Consider the following 17,229-nt stretch of genomic DNA (forward strand, 5'->3'; position numbering starts at 1 on the left):
GAGCACTCATGACCGCGCCCGTCGTCCACTCGCTGCGCGAACAGATCCGCGAGCACATCGTGGAGGGGATCGTGAGCGGACGCTGGAAGCCGGGCGAGCGCATCGTCGAGCGGCGGATCGCGACCGAGCTGGAGGTCAGCCAGACGCCGGTGCGGGAGGCGCTGCGCGAGCTGGAGTCGCTGCGGCTGATCGAGTCGGCGCCCAACAAGGGCGTACGGGTGCGGAATCTGACCGCGGCCGACCTGGAGGAGAGCTATCCGGTCCGGGCCGGTCTGGAGGCCATCGCGGCGGAGCTGGCGGCGGAGCGGCTGGCGGCGGACTGCTCGGCCCTGGAGCCGCATGTCGCCGCGCTCTACGACGCCGACCGTGCCTCCGACGGCACCGGCCAGGTGCGGCACACCGTGGGGTTCCACCGGGAGATGGTCCGCGCCGCCGGGAACTCCGTGCTGCTGCACACCTGGGAGGGGCTCGGCATCGAGGTGTTCACGGCCCTGTCGATCCGCTGGCTGGGGACCGTGCAGCAGTCCTACGCGGAGGAGCACGAGGAGCTGGTGCAGGCCTTCCGGCGCCGGGATCCCCGTATCGCCGAACTCGTCAAGGCGCATGTCCTGGGCTGCGCCCCGCGCCACGAACCCTGAGCGCGACCCCGCTCATACGTACCCCTCGGGCGTATCCCCACCTGCGGAAACCACCGGAAACGACGGCACCCGGTGTCTCCTGGCGAGGCACCCCGTGCCTACTTTCTCGAAATCAAGAGGTTTTGCCTCGCAACCCTTTGATCGATCATCGATCAGGGAGTTACAGTCGCCGACGGGCCTCCACCGAGGCCCCAGCCCTGTCCTGCCAAAGACCTAGGGCGACCCCGAACCCTTACCGATGAGGGAACCCCCTTCGACTGAGGAAGGCGGCGACATGACCGACCCCAACGCCATCCAGCCGAGCGAGCTCGACCAGCTCCCGGACCGCGACCCCGAGGAGACCGCCGAATGGCAGGCCTCCCTGGACGCGGTCGCGAAGGCTGCCGGCCCGCACCGTGCCGCGTACCTGATGCGCCGCACGCTGGAGAGGGCGGAGGCGGGCGGCATCGCGCTGCCGAAGCTTCTCGAGACCGACTACGTCAACACCATCCCCACCGCCGCCGAGCCCTCCGCGCCCGGCGACGAGGAGATGGAGCGGAAGATCACCGCGTGGAACCGCTGGAACGCGGCCGCGATGGTCACCCGCGGCTCCAAGTACGGCGTCGGCGGCCACATCGCCACCTTCGCCTCCGCGGCCTGGCTCTACGAGACCGGCTTCAACCACTTCTTCAAGGGCAAGGAGGCGGACGGTTCGGGTGACCAGCTCTACATCCAGGGCCACGCCTCCCCCGGCATCTACGCCCGCGCCTTCCTCGACGGCCGGCTGAACGAGGGCCACCTCGACAACTTCCGCCGCGAGGCGGGGGGCAACGGCCTGCCGTCGTACCCGCACCCGCGCCGGCTGCCCTGGCTGTGGGAGTTCCCGACCGTCTCCATGGGTCTCGGTCCGCTCTCCGCCATCTACCAGGCGCGCTTCAACCGGTACCTCACCAACCGCGGCATCAAGGACGTCTCCGCCTCCCACGTGTGGGCCTTCCTCGGCGACGGTGAGATGGACGAGCCCGAGTCGACCGCGGCACTCGCGCTCGCCTCCCGCGAGGGCCTGGACAACCTGACCTTCGTCATCAACTGCAACCTTCAGCGCCTCGACGGTCCGGTCCGCGCCAACTTCAAGATCGTGCAGGAGCTGGAGGCCCAGTTCCGCGGCGCCGGCTGGAACGTCGTCAAGACGCTGTGGGGCACCGCCTGGGACGAGCTGTTCCAGCTCGACACCACGGGCGCGCTGGTACGACGGCTGCGCGAGGTACCGGACGCGCAGGTCCAGACGTACCAGACCCGTGGCGCCGCCTACATCCGCGAGGACTTCTTCGGCAAGGACCCGGCGCTCGCCGAGATGGCGAAGCTGCTGAGCGACGACAAGATCCTCGAGTGTTTCCACCTCTCCCGCGGTGGCCACGAGGCCCGCAAGGTCTACGCCGCCTACAAGGCCGCCGTCGAGTTCAAGGGCGCGCCCACGGTCATCCTGGCCCAGACGGTCAAGGGCCACACCCTCGGCGAGGGCTTCGCGTCGAAGAACGCCAACCACCAGATGAAGAAGCTGTCGGTGGACGAGTTCAAGGCGATGCGTGATCTTCTTGAACTGCCCATCAGGGACAGCGACTTCGTCGACGGGGTCGTGCCCTACGGCCACCCCGGCGCCGACTCCCCCGAGGTGCGCTACCTCCAGGAGCGCCGCGCCGCCCTCGGTGGTCCCGCCCCGGCCCGCCGCGTGCACCCGGTGGCCCCGCTGCCGGCCCCCGCCGAGAAGGCCTTCGCCTCCTTCGACAAGGGCTCCGGCTCGCAGAACGTGGCGACCACCATGGCCTTCGTCCGCCTGATCAAGGACCTGGTCCGCGACAAGGAGACCGGCAGGCGCTGGGTGCCGATCGTCCCCGACGAGGCGCGCACCTTCGGCATGGAGAGCCTCTTCCCGTCCCTGGGCATCTACTCCCCCAAGGGCCAGACGTACGAGCCGGTCGACCGTGACCAGCTGATGTACTACAAGGAGGCCACGAACGGCCAGATCCTCAACGAGGGGATCACCGAGGCCGGTTCGATGGCCGACTTCATCGCCGCGTCCACCGCGTACTCCACGCACGGTGAGGCGATGATCCCGTTCTACATCTTCTACTCGATGTTCGGCTGGCAGCGCACGGCCGACCAGATGTGGCAGCTCGGCGACCAGCTGGGCCGCGGCTTCCTCATCGGCGCCACGGCCGGCCGCACCACGCTGACGGGCGAGGGCCTCCAGCACGCCGACGGCCACTCCCCGGTCATCGCGGCGACGAACCCGGCGGCGCTGACCTACGACCCGGCGTTCGCCTACGAGGTCGCGGCCATCGTCAAGGACGGTCTGCGCCGGATGTACGGCGAGGCGGCCCCCGGCGAGGACCCGAACGTCTTCTACTACCTCACGGTCTACAACGAGCCCCTCCCGCAGCCGGCGAAGCCCTCGGGCCTCGGCATCGACGAGGGCATCGTCAAGGGCCTGTACCGCTTCAACACGGCGGAGTCGGCGGGCCTGGACGTGGCCGCCGCCAACGCCCCGCGCATCCAGCTGCTGGGCTCCGGCACCGCGATCCACTGGGTCCTGGAGGCGCAGCGGATGCTGGCCGAGGAGTGGGGCGTGGCGGGCGACGTGTGGTCCGCGACCTCCTGGACCGAGCTGCGCCGCGACGCGCTGGAGGCCGACGCGGCCCTGCTGCGCGGCGAGGAGCGGGTGCCGTACGTCCGTCAGGCGCTGCACGGCGCCGACGGCCCGGTGCTGGCGGTCTCCGACTACATGCGCCAGGTCCCGGACCAGATCGCGCAGTGGGTCGAGCAGGACTACTCGTCGCTGGGCGCGGACGGCTTCGGTCTCTCCGACACCCGCGAGGGCGCCCGCCGCCACTTCGGCGTCGACGCCGAGTCGGTCGTGGTCGCGGCGCTCGCCCAGCTGGCGCGGCGCGGAGAAGTCAAGGCGACGGCCGTGAAGGAAGCGCGGGAGCGGTACGGGTTGTAGTTCGGCCACGGGTGCGTGGGGCCGGCCGTGAAGTTCCCCCGCGCCCCTGAAAGCAGGTCGGCCTAGGCACGCCTGTCTTTCAGGGGCGCGGGGAACCGCGCGACCAGACCCCCACCGGCCCGCACCCGAAAACGCACCCGACTCCGCCCACCCCGCGGAGCGCCCCGCATCATGGGCTGTATGCGTGCCGCCCGCCTCATCAAGATGGTTCTGCTGCTCCAGTCCCGGCCCTCCATGACCGCCGCCGAGCTGGCGAGCGAGCTGGAGGTGTCCGAGCGGACGATCACCCGGGACGCCCAGGCGCTGTCGGAGGCGGGGGTCCCGGTCTACGCGGACCGAGGGCGGGCCGGCGGCTACCGCCTGATCGGCGGGTACCGGACCCGGCTCACCGGGCTGGCCCGGGGCGAGGCGGAGGCGCTGTTCCTGAGCGGGGTCCCGGGGGCCCTGCGCGAGATGGGCCTCGAGGACGCCGCCTCGGCCGCCCGGCTGAAGGTGTCCGCGGCGCTGCTCCCCTCGCTGCGGGACGCCCCGAGGACTGCTGCCCAGCGCTTCCACCTGGACGCCCCGAACTGGTGGAGCGAGCCGAGGACGCCCGAGCTGCTGCCCGCGGTCGCCGACGCGGTGTGGGACGACCGGCGGGTGACCGCCCGGTACCGCAAGGGCGCGGCGGAGGTCGAGCGGGAGCTGGAGCCGTACGGGCTCGTGCTGAAGGCCGGGGTGTGGTACCTGTGCGCACGGGTGGCCGAGCCGGGCGCGTTCCGGGTCTACCGCGTCGACCGGTTCACGACCGTGACGCCCTCGGTGGACCGGTTCTCCCGTGACGAGGCCTTCGAGCTGCCGGCCTTCTGGGCGGAGCAGGCGGAGCGGTTCGCGCGGTCGATCCTGCGGGCCGAGGTCGTCGTACGGCTGTCCCCGCAGGGGGCACGGCGGCTGCCGTACGTCCTCGCCGACCGGGTCTCCACCGCCGAGGCGCTGGAGCGGGCCGGGGCGGCGGACGAGGACGGCTGGGTGCGTGTGACGGTCGCCGTGGAGTCGGAGGAGGTCGCCCGTACCCAGTTGCTGTCGCTGGGGCCGGAGGTGGAGGTGCTGGCTCCGGCGGGGCTGCGGGCGCTTTTCGCCGCGGACGCGGGACGTCTGGCCGCTCTGTACGGGACATAACAATCCGCCGCACTCCACGTGCGCCTCACCCGTTCAGGGCCGATGCTGGACCCGTGATGGACGAGACGGAGTTCTGGGAGCTGGTGGACGCCACCCGCGAGGCCGCCGAGGGCGACCCCGAGGAGCAGGCCGACCTGCTCATCGACCGGCTCCTGCAACTGGACCCCGACATGGTCCTGGACTTCGCCCGTCACTTCGAGGCCCGCTACAACCGCGCGTACACCTGGGACCTGTGGGGCGCGGCCCGGGTGCTGCTCGACGGGGCCGGTGACGACACCTTCGACTTCTTCCGCTGCTGGCTGATCGGCCAGGGCCGCGAGGTCTACGAGGGTGCCGTGCACCACCCGGACGCACTGGCCGACCTGCTCGACGACTTCGACGAGGAGATCGACGGCGACGGCGAGGAGCTCGGCTACGTCGCGGACGAGGCGTACGAGCAGCTCACCGGTGTCGTCGCACCGGACCTCGGCATCCCGCCGGCGCCCCCGGAGCCGGCGGGCGCACCGCTGGACCTGGAGAACGAGCGGCTGCTGGCGGAGCGGTACCCCAAACTGTGGGAGCGGTTCAGGGGCTGACGTCTACCTCAGGGGGAACCATGGCTCGCATCCCGTACCCGGAACGTCCCGCCGACGGCGTCGCGAAGTTACCGGTGCCGCTGAACGCCTTCCGCATGCTCTCCCACGCCCCGCCGCTCACGGACACGGCGATCGACATGGGCCTCGCCGTGCTGCTGGAGTCGACGCTGCCGGTGCGGCTGCGAGAGCTGCTGATCATGGCGGTGGCCGCCGGCACGGACTGCGCGTACGAGGCCGTGCAGCACCGGCCGATCGCCCTCAACTCAGGGGTCACGGAAGGCCAGTTGGCGGCCGTCGCCGAACTGCGCCCCGGCGGTCCGGAGTTCGACGCGGCGGAGTCGGCGGTCCTCGCGGCGGCCTTCGAACTCGTCTCCCGGCACACCCTGTCCGAGGACGTCCTGGCGGCGCTCCGGGCCCACCACACCGACCGGCAGGTCGTCGAGATCGTCACGACGGTCGGCTACTACGTCATGCTGGCGGGCGTCATGAACGGGCTCGGGGTCGACCTCGATCCGTCCGGCGAGCAATTTCTCGGGCTGACGGGCGACGGTCCCGGCTGAGCCTCAGACGGCGGCGCGCGCCTGCGGGTGGGGTCCGTCGGGAGGTACGCCTGCGTCTGGTCGGCCTTCAGCACCATGTGGTGCGTCGGGGCCGCGTTGGCCTGGTCCAGGGCGGACGCCGTGACCGCGGCCGGACCGAGGAGCACGGCCACGGCCGCGGTCAGGGCCGCGGTCAGGGCCGCGGGTCGTCCTGGCGACGGCGGTGACCGAGGTCACGAGGTGGGTCCGGAACGTTCACCTCCGCACCCTTGACCGGCGGCGTGATCCCCGGCGTACCGTGGCCGCTCCCGCCGCTGTGCGGCCCTGAACAGGAGCGCCCTGCCCATGACCAGCCCGTCCGTGCGGGAGATCACGCGCGAGGAACATCTCGCCCACCTCAGGCTGCACCCCGACGCGAGCCATCTCCAGATCCCCGAGTGGGCCGGTGTGAAGCCGGACTGGCTGGCGGAGAGCGTCGGCTGGTTCGAGGGCGGGGCGATGGTGACGGCGGCACTCGTCCTGTACCGGCCGCTGCCCGGCACCCGGCGCTTCCTGGCCTACCTGCCGGACGGGCCGGGCATCGACTGGCGGGACCCGCGCCTGGAGCGCCCGCTGGACCCGCTCGTCGCCCATCTGGAGGCGCGCGGCGCGTTCTCGGTGCGGATCGGCCCGCCGGTCGTCGTGCGCCGGTGGGACCCGGCGACGGTCGCGGCGGGGATCGCCGACCCCGCCGTACGCCATCTGCGCGAGCTGCCCGCGGCGGCCATCGACGGGTACGCGCTGGACGCGGCCGAGCGGCTGGGGCGGCTCGGGTGGCGGCGGTGCGAGGAGGGCGGGGCGAACGGCTTCGGTCTCGGCCAGCCGCGGTACGGCTGCCTCGTCCCGCTGGAGGGGCGCACCGCGGACGATCTGCGCGCGGGCCTCGCCGGTCACTGGGAGCAGTCGCTGCGTACCGCCGAGGGGGCCGGGGTGCGGGTCTCCTGGGGGACGGCGGCGGACCTGCCCGACTTCTACCGGCTGTACGCCGCGACCGCCGCGCGCGACGGCTTCAGGGCCCGGCCGCCGGACTACTTCCGCCGCCTGTGGCAGGCCCTGAACGCCGAGGACGACGACCGGGTGCGGCTGTATCTCGCCGAGTACCAGGGCGAGGTGCTCTCCGCCGCGCTCATGATCAACGTCGGCTCGTGCTCCTGGCACTCCTACGCCGCCTCCGGGCGGCAGGGGCGTCACCTGCGGCCCAGCAGTGCCCTGGTGTGGCGGATGATGAACGACGCGCGGTCGGCGGGCGTCGAGACGTACGACCTGCGGTCCGTCACGCCCGCCCTCGGCCAGGACCGGCTGCTGGGGCGGCTGCGCTTCAAGACGGGCGCGGGGGGCCGTGCCGTGGAGTACCTCGGTGAGTGGGAGCGGCCCGTGGGCAGTCAGGGCAGGGTGCTCCAGCGGGCCGTGCGGGCGTATCTCGGGCGGCGGGGAGGCAGCCGGTGACGACCGTCATGGCGTAGTCCCCCGTCCAGGGGGTCAGAGCACGGTCGCCGTCAGGGGGGCGCGGGGAGTCTGCCCTGGAGGCGTGCCGCGGTCTGTCTGATCTCCGGGAGGCGGGCGGTGAGGGCGGCGCCGGGGCAGCTGGTCATGTAGCCCTCGGCGTGGCCCGCCACGGCGGGCAGGGTCGCGGTGGTGCCGGCGGCGTAGCGGCTCAGGCCGTTGCTGGAGGTCAGCCGGACACGTGCGCGCGGGTCGATGTCCGCGAGGCCCAGCTTCCAGGCCGCCAGTGCCGCGATCGCGTCCGTCATCGCCCGGGGGACGGAGACGCCCGCGGTGAAGGTGCCCAGGGCCGCGATGCCGGTCGTGCGGTGGTTGAAGCCCTGGGTGTGGGCGCCGGTGACGGGGCGGTCGGCGCCGCCCGCGCGTCCCTCGTAGATCGTGCCGCAGCGGTCGACGAGGAAGTTGTAGCCGATGTCGTCCCAGTGCCGGACGCCGGTCTGGCCCGCGGCGAGGTGGCGGATGATGCGGGGTGCCTCGGCGCAGTCGTAGCCGTTGGGCGAGTCGGTGTGGTGGACGAAGACGGCGACGACCTTGTCGTCGTAGCGGGCCGGGGGCGGGGTGAGCGCGGCGGTGCTCGCCTCGCCGGTGGCGGCGACCCAGACCGATCTCGGCACGATGGGCGGCCTCGCCGCGTGGTGCGCGCCCGCGGAACGGGCCGCCAGGCGGTGCGCGGCACCGGCACCGGCCGCGCGTTCGACGCCGTACGCGCAGAGCACGAGCGCCGCGACGGCCGTCAGCCCGGGCAGACAGGCGAGGACGAGCAGCGCGCGGGCCGGTATCCGCCCGGCCGGTGCGGGCAGGGGCGGTCGCCCGGTCCGTATGCGGACCGGCCGCCGTCGTCGCATCCCCCGGGCTCGTCGGACACGCATGGTCCCACTGTCCGCCGGGTCCGCCGCGTCCGCGATGTGTGGTGTGCCACCCGGTGGAACCATCGTCCTGGTCCGGGGCGTTTCTCCGGATGCGACGCACGACGCCCGCACGCACGCGTGGCCGGTTCCGGGCACCCCGCGCGGGTATGTGTGATCACCGGGGTCGTCCCGCCCGTACTAAGGGGTCCGAGAGAAAGGCGGCTCCGTGGACCTGCTCGACATCCTGCTGGTGCTGGTGATCCTGGCCTACGCGGCCTCCGGCTACCGGCGCGGCCTCGTGGCCGGCTGCGTCTCCCTCGCCGGGTTCGTGGGCGGCGCGGTCATCGGCGTGTGGGTACTGCCGTGGATCATGGACCTGGTGACGCCGGGCAGCACCACGGCGACGGTCACCGCGGTGCTCACGGTGCTGCTCCCGGCCGTGCTCGGGCACGAACTGGCGGGCCGCCTGGCGCTGCGACTGCGCCGGGAGCTGGACCGGGGGCCGCTCAGGGTCGCCGACGGGGTGGGCGGGGCCGCGGCGAACTCGGTCGCCGTGCTGATCGTGGCGTGGGTGGCGGCGAGTGTGCTGGGCGCCTCCTCCTCCGCCGTCCTCACCACCGCGATCCAGGACTCACGGCTGCTCGGGGCGGTCCAGGACACCATGCCGGAGACCACGCCGGCCTGGTTCTCCCGGGCCACCTCCGCGCTCACCGAGGCGGGCTTCCCGCAGGTCTTCAACCCCTTCGAGAACGAGTCGACGGCGCGGGTCGCCAAGCCCACCGGCGACAGCGTCACCGCGAGCGCCACCCGGGCCGCCCAGCGCAGCACCGTGAAGATCGAGGGCGTCTCCGGCACCCAGGGCCGCGAGGGCAGCGGTTTCGTCTACTCCCGCGAGCACGTCATGACCAACGCCCACGTGGTGGCCGGCATCGACGAGCCGACCGTCCGCGTCGGCGGGGTGGGACGGTCGTACGAGGCGCGTGTGGTGCTCTTCGACCCGGACAAGGACGTGGCCGTGCTGTACGTGCCCGGCCTTCGGGCGCCCGTCCTGCGCTTCGACGACGACGCCTCGCGCGGGGACTCCGCGGTCGTGGCCGGCTATCCGCAGGACGGGGACCTGAACCTCCAGGCGGCCACCGTGGCCAACCGGGTGCGGGCGACCGGCCAGAACATCTACAACGACGAGACGGTCACCCGCGAGATCTACTCGATCCGCTCCACCGTCCGCCCCGGCAACTCCGGCGGCCCGCTGCTCACCACGACCGGGCAGGTCTATGGCGTCGTCTTCGCCCGCTCGACCTCCGACGCCGAGACGGGGTACGTCCTGACCGCCGACGAGGTGGCCGAAGACGCCCGGCGCGCGGCGGCCGCGACGGCGCCGGTGGACACCGGCGAACTGGCGACCTCGTAGCCGTCCGCGGCGCGGTGGCGGGCGCCCCGCTCGGCGGCGGGGCACTGTCACAGCCGCGGCGTACGCTTCCCCGGTGAGCACCAAGCACCCCTCCTCACTGACCGAGCGCCGCAAGGCGGCGACCCAGTTGGACATCGCACGCGCCGCCGCCGAACTGTTCACCGAGCACGGGCCGGACGGCACCACGGCCGAGGCCATCGCCGAGCGCGCCGGGGTCGCGCCGCGCACCTTCTACCGGTACTTCCGCAGCAAACAGGACGCCGTCGGCCCGCTGCTGGCCCGGGCCGCGGACCGCTGGCGCGAGCTGCTGGCGGTGGCCGAGCCGGGCACCGCCGGGCTGCCGCGGGCGCTGGAGCGGGCGATCGAGGAGTCGCTGTCGGTGCCGGACGCGCACGCGGCGGAGGGGCTGCGGCAGACCCGGGCGCTGCTGCGGGCCGCGACGGCGGACCCGGCGCTGCGGGCGGTGTGGTACCGGGTGAACCAGGAGTCCGAGGAGAAGCTGCTCCCGGTGGTGACGAAGCTCGCCGGAGCGGACGCCGACCCGCTGGCGGTGCGGCTCGCGGCGGCGGCCGCCACGGACGCGATCCGGGTCGCGATGGAGACCTGGGCGGCGACGGACGCGGACACCACCGGCCCCGGCTCCCCGGCGGAACTGGCGGTGCGGTGCCTGCGGGAACTGGCGGGCGGGATGCGGCTGTTGACCGACGGCGGGCGCTGAGCCGTCCGCCGGGCGGCCACCGAGCCGCAGGCGCCGCTCAGGTCACAGACCGCGCCCCATGAGGACGTCGTCCACGTAGACGCCGTCGAGGAGGAACTCCTCGGGCAGCACGCCCTCCACCACGAACCCCTCGGACTCGTAGAGCTTGCGGGCCGGTGTGTTGTGGGCGAGGACGCGCAGGGTGAGACGGCGGGCGCCGAGCCTCCTGGCCTCCTCCTGCGCCGCGCGCAGCAGCCCCCGGCCCACCCCGGACCCGCGCGCCTCGGCGGCGACGACCAGGCCCTGGATCTGGCGGACGTGCGCGTTGCTGGCCAGCGGGGTCGGGAAGGCGAGCCTGAGGTAGCCGACGAGCACACCGTCGAGTTCGGCGACGAGATGGTCGCGCGGCCCGAACCGCTCGCCGTAGAAGGGCTCGTACGGCGGCTGGGGGCGCGGTGCGACCGCGTGCAGCGTGGACCAGGTGGCGCGGTCGAGGCGACCCAGCGCGTCCTCGTCGTCGAAGGTGGCGTGACGTATGTGCATGCCGGCCACCCTACGGCGCGCGCGAGCCGGACCTGGTGGGGGTACGGAGCAGAATGGACGGCATGCATCGTTCCCGAATCGCGGTGGCCGGCGCGTCCGGACTCATCGGCAGCGCCCTGGTCCGCTCCCTGACGGCCGACGGACACGAGGTGGTGCGCCTGGTGCGCCGGGCACCCCGAGGCGACGGCGAGGTGCGCTGGGACCCCGAGGGCAGGCGGGTGGACACCGCGGGCCTCGCCGGGTGCGACGCCGTGGTGAACCTCGCGGGCGTCGGGATCGGCGACCGGCGCTGGACGCAGGCGTACAAGGCGCGGATCCGGTCCAGCCGGGTCGACGGCACCGCGGCGCTCGCGGAGGCCGTCGCCGCGCTGGACGAGCCGCCGCGGGTCTTCGTCAACGGCAGCGCGATGGGCTACTACGGCGAGACCGGCGACCGGGTCGTCGACGAGAGCGCGCCGCCCGGGGAGGGGTTCCTGCCCGAGCTGTGCGTGGAGTGGGAGGCGGCGGCGGCTCCGGCGCGGGAGGCGGGGGTGCGGACCGTGTTCACGCGGACCGGGCTGGTGGTGTCCCGCGAGGGCGGGGCCTGGGGGCGGCTGTTCCCGCTGTTCAAGGCGGGGCTCGGGGGGCGGTTGGGCGACGGGCGGCAGTACTGGTCGTTCATCTCGCTGCACGACGAGGTGGCCGCGATCCGGCATCTTCTCGACACCGACGGGCTGTCCGGACCGTTCAACCTGACCGCCCCGAACCCCCTGACCAACCGGGAGATCACCGAGGCGATGGGACGCGTGCTGCGCCGGCCGACGCTCTTCCCGGTGCCCGCACCGGTGTTGCGGACGGTGCTCGGGGAGCTGTCCTCGGATGTGCTGGGCAGCCAACGGGTGGTGCCGAAGCGGCTGTTGGAGTCGGGGTTCACCTTCGCGTTCCCGGAGATCGAAGGGGCCGTCCGAGCCGCCGGGTGACCCTATGCGACCGGCGTGCGACCGTGCCCTGTCGATGCGCGACTGTCCCTGACCGGGCACCGCCTTAACCTCAAGCCGAACTCGGGTATCCCCGGAGCCAGTTGGGGGCATGACGTCTCCACCGGCCGCGCAACCTCGAGGAGGGGCACGTGCTTGAGCCCACGTACCAGGCGGACGTCGTGATCGTGGGAGCCGGGGTTGCCGGGCTCTCCGCCGCGCATCGGTTGACCAGCGCGGGAGTGACGACCGCGGTGCTGGAGGCCACCCATGGAGTGGGCGGCCGTATGTCGACGGAGAAGGTCGACGGTTTCCGGCTCGACCGGATCGGACAGCTGCTGTCCACGGCGTATCCGGAGCTACACATGACGCCGGGGCTCGACGGACTCGTCCTGCGTCCGTTCGCGCCGGGTGTCCTGCTGCACAGCGACGGGCGCCACCACCGCGTCCACGCCCCGGGCGGCGCCGGCAGCGTACGGGGCGCACGGGGCGCACTCCACGCGGTGCGCGCCCTGGCGAGCGCCCCCCGGCCGACGACGGCCACCGTGATCAGCCCGCTGGGCAGTCCCGTGGACCAGGCCCGCCTCGGTGCCGCGCTCACCCGGATCGCGAACACCCCGGTCGAACGCCTGCTGTCCCGCCCCGAGTCGCCCGCAGGTCAGGCCCTCGCCGCCCGCGGTCTGCCCGCCCGTACGATCGACGGCTTCCTGCGCCCGCTGCTCGCCGCGCTGCTGTGCGACCCGGAGCTGACCACGTCCAGCCGCTGTGCCGACCTCGCGCTGCGCGCCTTCGCCGCCGGGCGGCTGTGTGTGCCGGAGGGCGGCGCGGAGGCGCTGCCGGAGCTGCTGGCGCGCTCGTTGCCGCCGGGGACGGTGCACACGGGGGTCCGGGTCACGTCGGTGTCGACCAGCTCGGTCAGCACGGCGGACCACGGCGAGTTCCGCTGCCGCGCGGTCCTGCTGGCCACCGATGCCCGTACGGCGGCGGACCTGCTCCCGGGCCTGCGGGTACCGGACTTCCACCCGGTGACCGTGGTCCACCACACGACGGACGAGCCCCCGCAGACGGGTGCGTCGATGCTGCTCGACGCGGACCGGGGCGGTCCGGTGGCCCACACGGCGGTCGTGAGCCGCGTGGACCCGAGCCGCGCTCCGGCGGGCCGCGCCCTGGTCAGCTCGACGGTCCTCGGCCCGCCCCCGCCGGACGTCGACACGGCCGTCCGCATGCACCTCGCCCGCCTCTACGGCACCCCCACCGACCGCTGGGAGACCCTCGCCGTCCACCACACGCCGCAGGCGGTACCGGCCATGCGGGCACCGCACGACCTGCGGCGCCCGGTGCGGCTCCTGGCCGGCCTCTACGTGTGCGGCGACCACCGCGACACCAGCACGGTCCAGGGCGCCCTGCACTCGGGCCACCGCGCGTCGACGGCGATCCTGACGGACCTGGGCTCGGCGATCCCGATGCACCGGGCGGAACCCCTGCCCACCACGCAGGCCGCCTGAACCCACCCAGGGGCGCGGGGAACTGCGCGACAAGCCACGACGGTGTCGCGCAGTCCCCCCGGCCCCTGGCGACCGCCTCACCCCATGGCCGCGACCTTGTCGCGATACCCCCGCACCGGTGCCGCGTCCTTGTAGGGCTCCAACCGCTTCTCGAAGTCGCGCACATACTCGATCGCCCGCACCGACCGCATCTCCAGGGCCGCCCCCGCCGCCTCCGCGCCCAACGCGCACGCCTGGTCCAACTCCCCCAGCCCCAGCCGGGCGGAGGCCAGCACCACCCGGCAGAAGAGCCGGCTCCGGGCGAACGCGGGCGCCCGCAACTGCAGGGACCGCTCGGCGTGCTGGGCGGCCGCACGGAACTGCTGCAGATCCCGGTGCGCGTGCCCGAACTCGTCCGCCAGCTGCGCCTCGTCGAAGAACCGCGCCCAGTAGGGGACCTCGTCACCGGGCCGGGCGGCCTCCAGCGCGCGCTCGGCCCGCACCAGCGCCCCGGTGCAGGCCCGCACCTCCCCCAGCACCCCGTGGCCCCGCGCCTCGACCGCGTGCAGCAGCGCCTGCACCACCGGCGGGGCGTTGGTGCCGACGCCCTGCTGGGCCACCCGCGCCAACTGCACCGCCTCGCGCCCGTGCCCGAGGTAGACCGCCTGGCGGCTCATCGTGATCAGCACGTAACTGCCGTACGCCCGGTCCGCCGCCGCCTGCGCGAGCCGCAGCGACTGCACGAAGTACCGCTGCGCGAGCCCGTGCGCCGCGATGTCGTACGAGGTCCAGCCGGCGAGCCGGGTGAGGTCGGCCGCGGCCGCGAAGAGCCGGCGGCCGGTCTGCTCGCCGTAGGTGCCGCGCAGCATCGGCTCGCACTCGTGCTCCAGGTAGCGCACGAGGGCCTGGCGGGCGTGGCCGCCGCCGTACATGTTGTCGAGGGAGCGGAAGAGCTCGCCGACCGAGCGCAGGGCGGCGATGTCGCCGCCGGTGACCTTCTGGCCGGGGGCGCGTTCGGCGCCGCGCTGCCGGGGCACCGCGGGGCGGCCCTGGAGGGGGACGCGGACCGGTGGCTCGCCGCGGGCCACCTTCTCGTCGGCCCGGCCGATCAGCCAGTCACGGCTGGGCACGACGAGTCCGGCCGGGGTGAAGGCGATCTTGCGCAGTTCGGCGTGGCTGCCGGAGTCCTTGCGCCACAGCCCGCTGACGATGTCGACGGCCTCCTCGGGGGTGGCCGCGAACTCCAGGCCCGCGTAGACCGGGGCACAGGCGTCCAGTCCCAGGTCCTGGGCGCTGAGGCGGCGGCCGAGCCGGCGGGTGAAGACCTCGGCGATGAGGGCGGGGGTGGTGCCGCGGGGCTGCTGGCCGCGCAGCCACCGGGTGACCGATGTCTTGTCGTATCTCAGATCAAGCCCGTGTTCCAGTCCGAGCTGGTCCACGCGACGGGCGAGTCCCGCGTTGGAGAACCCCGCTTCTGCGATGAGCGCGGCGAGCTGTCGGTTGGGGGTGCGCTGCGCGGGTCGTTCCGTCATCTGCGGTGGTGTCTCCTGCCCGGATTGCCGGTGAGCAGCCCTTTTGGCCTTCTGTAGGACGGCGCGAATGTAGCGGAGAGTAAGCAGGGCATCGCACACTTCGACGTTCGTTCATCCGATCGTGTGAGGATTGACCGCACGGCTGACGCTCGACGCTCGGTCGTACAGTGGCGTAGGCACAGTGCGTGCCTTACAGCTCTCCAGGGAGGCGCTTGCCGTGAGTGAGTTGCGGTTCGTCCGCATGGGATTCGGTGCGGATGCCGTCGAGTACCAGCAGGCGTGGGACGAGCAGCGCCGGGTGCACGCGGCGCGGTTCGCGGACGAGGTCCCCGACACCGTCCTGCTGCTCGAACACCCGCCGGTGTACACGGCCGGTCGGCGCACGGCGGAGAGCGAGCGGCCCCTGGACGGGACGCCGGTCATCGACGTGGACCGCGGCGGCAAGATCACCTGGCACGGCCCGGGCCAGCTGGTGGGCTACCCCATCCAGAAGCTCCCCCGCCCGGTGGACGTCGTGGCGCACGTACGACGCCTGGAGGAGGCGCTGATCCGCACCTGCGCGGAGTTCGGCGTGGAGACCTCGCGCGTCGAGGGGCGCAGCGGCGTATGGGTCCTCGGCGACCCGGTCGAGCGGCGTCCGGCGCTCGGTGGACTCTCGCTGGACCTCGACCCCCGGCTGCACGACGAGGAGTTCGACCCGCGGCTGAACGGGCCCGAGTACGCGCCGTCCAACGCCGGCCAGCGCCGCGAGGACCGCAAGATCGCCGCGATCGGCATCCGGGTCGCCAAGGGCGTCACCATGCACGGCTTCGCGCTGAACGTGAACCCGGACAACCGCTGGTTCGACCGGATCATCCCGTGCGGCATCCGGGACGCGGGGGTGGCGTCCCTGGCGGACGAACTCGGGCGGGACGTGACGATCTCCGAGGTGCTGCCGGTGGTCGAGCGGCACTTGAAGGACGTCCTCGAAAATGCCGATCTGAAGCCTCGGGAGATCGAGAAGACTCCGGCGTAATCGGTCGGTGGACGCCTGCGGGCCGTGGGGGTCGGGTCGGAGGTCGGTCGGGCAGTTCCCCGCGCCTCTGCCGGGTCGGGAATGGTGCCCGGAGCCTTGCGGTTGGCCTCAGCTGTAGGGCCCTACAAAACACGGGCGTACCCTGGTGTACGCCGAAGAATCGAAGCTACAGGGAGCCGATGTGTCCGCAGTCACACCCGACGGACGCAAGATGCTGCGCCTGGAGGTCCGGAACGCCCAGACCCCCATCGAGCGCAAGCCCGAGTGGATCAAGACGCGGGCGAAAATGGGTCCCGAGTACACCGCGATGCAGAAGCTCGTCAAGAGCGAGGGCCTGCACACGGTCTGCCAGGAAGCCGGCTGTCCCAACATCTACGAGTGCTGGGAGGACCGCGAGGCGACCTTCCTCATCGGCGGCGACCAGTGCACCCGGCGCTGCGACTTCTGCCAGATCGACACCGGCAAGCCCGAGGCCCTCGACCGCGACGAGCCGCGCCGGGTGGGTGAGTCCGTGGTCACCATGGACCTGAACTACGCCACCATCACCGGCGTCGCCCGCGACGACCTGGAGGACGGCGGCGCCTGGCTGTACGCCGAGACGGTCCGCCAGATCCACGAGCAGACCGCGGGCCGCGAGGCCGGCCGAACCAAGGTCGAGCTGCTGGCTCCCGACTTCAACGCCGTCCCGGAGCTGCTCCGGGAGGTCTTCGAGTCCCGCCCCGAGGTCTTCGCGCACAACGTCGAGACGGTGCCGCGGATCTTCAAGCGCATCCGCCCCGGCTTCCGTTACGAGCGCTCCCTGAAGGTCATCACCGAGGCCCGTGACTTCGGCCTGGTGACCAAGTCCAACCTGATCCTCGGCATGGGCGAGACCCGCGAGGAGGTCAGCGAGGCGCTGAAGCAGCTGCACGACGCCGGCTGCGAGCTCATCACCATCACGCAGTATCTGCGGCCCTCCGTGCGCCACCACCCCGTGGAGCGCTGGGTCAAGCCGCAGGAGTTCGTGGAGCTGAAGGAGGAGGCCGACCAGATCGGCTTCTCCGGTGTGATGTCGGGCCCCCTGGTCCGGTCCTCGTACCGCGCGGGCCGCCTGTACCAGATGGCCATCGAGAAGCGCGGCGCGTACGTGGCCTCCCAGGCCGTCTGATGGCACGCAGTGCCATCCGGCGCGTGTGAATCTGCGCACAAGCAGCTACCGCCCGGTAGTGGCCGATCGTCGCGGCCCCGAACGTCCCCGCAGCTGGGGGCGGTGTCGGGGCCGCGTCGGCGTTCTCCGGCCGCGCATCGAGGCGTCATGTGCGTTTGACCGGC

At 73.0% G+C, this 17,229-nt stretch carries 15 protein-coding genes; 12 read left to right on the forward strand and 3 right to left on the reverse strand.

Features of this window, described 5'->3' with window-relative positions:
• Positions 1–8: 8 nt before the first annotated feature.
• The 6 genes from ACZ56U_RS20795 to ACZ56U_RS20820 all read left to right on the forward strand — a co-directional run bounded on the left by ACZ56U_RS20795 (position 9) and on the right by ACZ56U_RS20820 (position 7,375).
• Entirely contained in the window at positions 9–638 is a 630-nt protein-coding gene (locus ACZ56U_RS20795; protein WP_469085477.1) for a GntR family transcriptional regulator, read from the forward strand.
• A gap of 274 nt (positions 639–912) precedes the next feature.
• Positions 913–3,618 (forward strand): pyruvate dehydrogenase (acetyl-transferring), homodimeric type, encoded by a 2,706-nt coding sequence (gene aceE / locus ACZ56U_RS20800; RefSeq protein WP_469085478.1) that lies wholly within the window; start codon positions 913–915, stop codon positions 3,616–3,618.
• Positions 3,619–3,798: 180 nt separating this feature from the next.
• Complete coding sequence (locus tag ACZ56U_RS20805) at positions 3,799–4,776, forward strand: helix-turn-helix transcriptional regulator (protein ID WP_469085479.1); 978 nt, start codon at positions 3,799–3,801, stop codon at positions 4,774–4,776.
• A 56-nt stretch (positions 4,777–4,832) separates the two neighbouring features.
• A complete protein-coding gene (locus ACZ56U_RS20810) occupies positions 4,833–5,351 on the forward strand; it encodes a DUF4240 domain-containing protein (RefSeq protein ID WP_469085827.1) in 519 nt (172 codons plus the stop codon).
• A 20-nt stretch (positions 5,352–5,371) separates the two neighbouring features.
• On the forward strand, positions 5,372–5,911 hold the full coding sequence (locus ACZ56U_RS20815) for a carboxymuconolactone decarboxylase family protein (protein WP_469085480.1): 540 nt from the start codon (positions 5,372–5,374) through the stop codon (positions 5,909–5,911).
• Between the two features lie 324 nt (positions 5,912–6,235).
• Complete coding sequence (locus ACZ56U_RS20820; RefSeq protein ID WP_469085481.1) at positions 6,236–7,375, forward strand: lipid II:glycine glycyltransferase FemX; 1,140 nt, start codon at positions 6,236–6,238, stop codon at positions 7,373–7,375.
• 50 nt (positions 7,376–7,425) lie between these two features.
• Here the strand turns inward: ACZ56U_RS20820 and ACZ56U_RS20825 are convergent, their stop codons facing one another.
• The gene (locus ACZ56U_RS20825) at positions 7,426–8,301 is read right to left on the reverse strand and encodes a peptidoglycan recognition protein family protein (protein ID WP_469085482.1); all 876 of its coding nucleotides are present in this window, start codon (positions 8,299–8,301) and stop codon (positions 7,426–7,428) included.
• Positions 8,302–8,506: 205 nt separating this feature from the next.
• Here ACZ56U_RS20825 and ACZ56U_RS20830 point away from each other — a divergent pair, with 205 nt between their 5' ends.
• Complete coding sequence (locus ACZ56U_RS20830) at positions 8,507–9,691, forward strand: MarP family serine protease (RefSeq protein WP_469085483.1); 1,185 nt, start codon at positions 8,507–8,509, stop codon at positions 9,689–9,691.
• A 73-nt stretch (positions 9,692–9,764) separates the two neighbouring features.
• The gene (locus ACZ56U_RS20835; protein ID WP_469085484.1) at positions 9,765–10,409 is read left to right on the forward strand and encodes a TetR/AcrR family transcriptional regulator; all 645 of its coding nucleotides are present in this window, start codon (positions 9,765–9,767) and stop codon (positions 10,407–10,409) included.
• A gap of 42 nt (positions 10,410–10,451) precedes the next feature.
• Here the strand turns inward: ACZ56U_RS20835 and ACZ56U_RS20840 are convergent, their stop codons facing one another.
• Positions 10,452–10,931 carry a GNAT family N-acetyltransferase gene (locus tag ACZ56U_RS20840; protein ID WP_469085485.1) on the reverse strand — a complete coding sequence of 160 codons (480 nt, stop codon included), beginning with the start codon at positions 10,929–10,931 and terminating at the stop codon, positions 10,452–10,454.
• Between the two features lie 62 nt (positions 10,932–10,993).
• Between ACZ56U_RS20840 and ACZ56U_RS20845 the strand changes: the two genes are divergently transcribed.
• Together ACZ56U_RS20845 and ACZ56U_RS20850 are read left to right on the forward strand one after the other, a co-directional pair.
• The gene (locus tag ACZ56U_RS20845) at positions 10,994–11,890 is read left to right on the forward strand and encodes a TIGR01777 family oxidoreductase (protein WP_469085486.1); all 897 of its coding nucleotides are present in this window, start codon (positions 10,994–10,996) and stop codon (positions 11,888–11,890) included.
• Positions 11,891–12,039: 149 nt separating this feature from the next.
• Positions 12,040–13,392, forward strand: coding sequence for an NAD(P)/FAD-dependent oxidoreductase (locus ACZ56U_RS20850; RefSeq protein WP_469085487.1), 1,353 nt, complete (start codon positions 12,040–12,042; stop codon positions 13,390–13,392).
• A 77-nt stretch (positions 13,393–13,469) separates the two neighbouring features.
• On the opposite strand, the gene ACZ56U_RS20855 is transcribed toward ACZ56U_RS20850, so the two are convergent.
• Positions 13,470–14,903: a regulator gene (locus ACZ56U_RS20855; RefSeq protein ID WP_469085488.1), complete on the reverse strand. Its 1,434-nt coding sequence runs from the start codon at positions 14,901–14,903 to the stop codon at positions 13,470–13,472.
• 217 nt (positions 14,904–15,120) lie between these two features.
• On the opposite strand from ACZ56U_RS20855, the gene lipB reads away from it, so the two are divergent.
• Both lipB and lipA read left to right on the forward strand, forming a co-directional pair.
• Positions 15,121–15,918 (forward strand): lipoyl(octanoyl) transferase LipB, encoded by a 798-nt coding sequence (lipB, locus tag ACZ56U_RS20860; protein ID WP_469085489.1) that lies wholly within the window; start codon positions 15,121–15,123, stop codon positions 15,916–15,918.
• A 181-nt stretch (positions 15,919–16,099) separates the two neighbouring features.
• Positions 16,100–17,065: a lipoyl synthase gene (lipA, locus tag ACZ56U_RS20865; protein WP_391229761.1), complete on the forward strand. Its 966-nt coding sequence runs from the start codon at positions 16,100–16,102 to the stop codon at positions 17,063–17,065.
• Positions 17,066–17,229: the final 164 nt, after the last annotated feature.

The sequence above is a fragment of the Streptomyces sp. NPDC034103 genome (assembly GCF_055575395.1).

Bases quoted from the DNA above. Each gene is read 5' to 3' on its own strand.
- ACZ56U_RS20840 (WP_469085485.1), bottom strand. From the start codon at position 10,931: ATGCACATACGTCACGCCACCTTCGACGACGAGGACGCGCTGGGTCGC.
- ACZ56U_RS20855 (WP_469085488.1), bottom strand. From the start codon at position 14,903: ATGACGGAACGACCCGCGCAGCGCACCCCCAACCGACAGCTCGCCGCG.
- ACZ56U_RS20845 (WP_469085486.1), top strand. From the start codon at position 10,994: ATGCATCGTTCCCGAATCGCGGTGGCCGGCGCGTCCGGACTCATCGGC.
- ACZ56U_RS20805 (WP_469085479.1), top strand. From the start codon at position 3,799: ATGCGTGCCGCCCGCCTCATCAAGATGGTTCTGCTGCTCCAGTCCCGG.
- ACZ56U_RS20815 (WP_469085480.1), top strand. From the start codon at position 5,372: ATGGCTCGCATCCCGTACCCGGAACGTCCCGCCGACGGCGTCGCGAAG.
- ACZ56U_RS20820 (WP_469085481.1), top strand. From the start codon at position 6,236: ATGACCAGCCCGTCCGTGCGGGAGATCACGCGCGAGGAACATCTCGCC.
- ACZ56U_RS20795 (WP_469085477.1), top strand. From the start codon at position 9: ATGACCGCGCCCGTCGTCCACTCGCTGCGCGAACAGATCCGCGAGCAC.
- aceE (WP_469085478.1), top strand. From the start codon at position 913: ATGACCGACCCCAACGCCATCCAGCCGAGCGAGCTCGACCAGCTCCCG.
- ACZ56U_RS20810 (WP_469085827.1), top strand. From the start codon at position 4,833: ATGGACGAGACGGAGTTCTGGGAGCTGGTGGACGCCACCCGCGAGGCC.
- ACZ56U_RS20825 (WP_469085482.1), bottom strand. From the start codon at position 8,301: ATGCGTGTCCGACGAGCCCGGGGGATGCGACGACGGCGGCCGGTCCGC.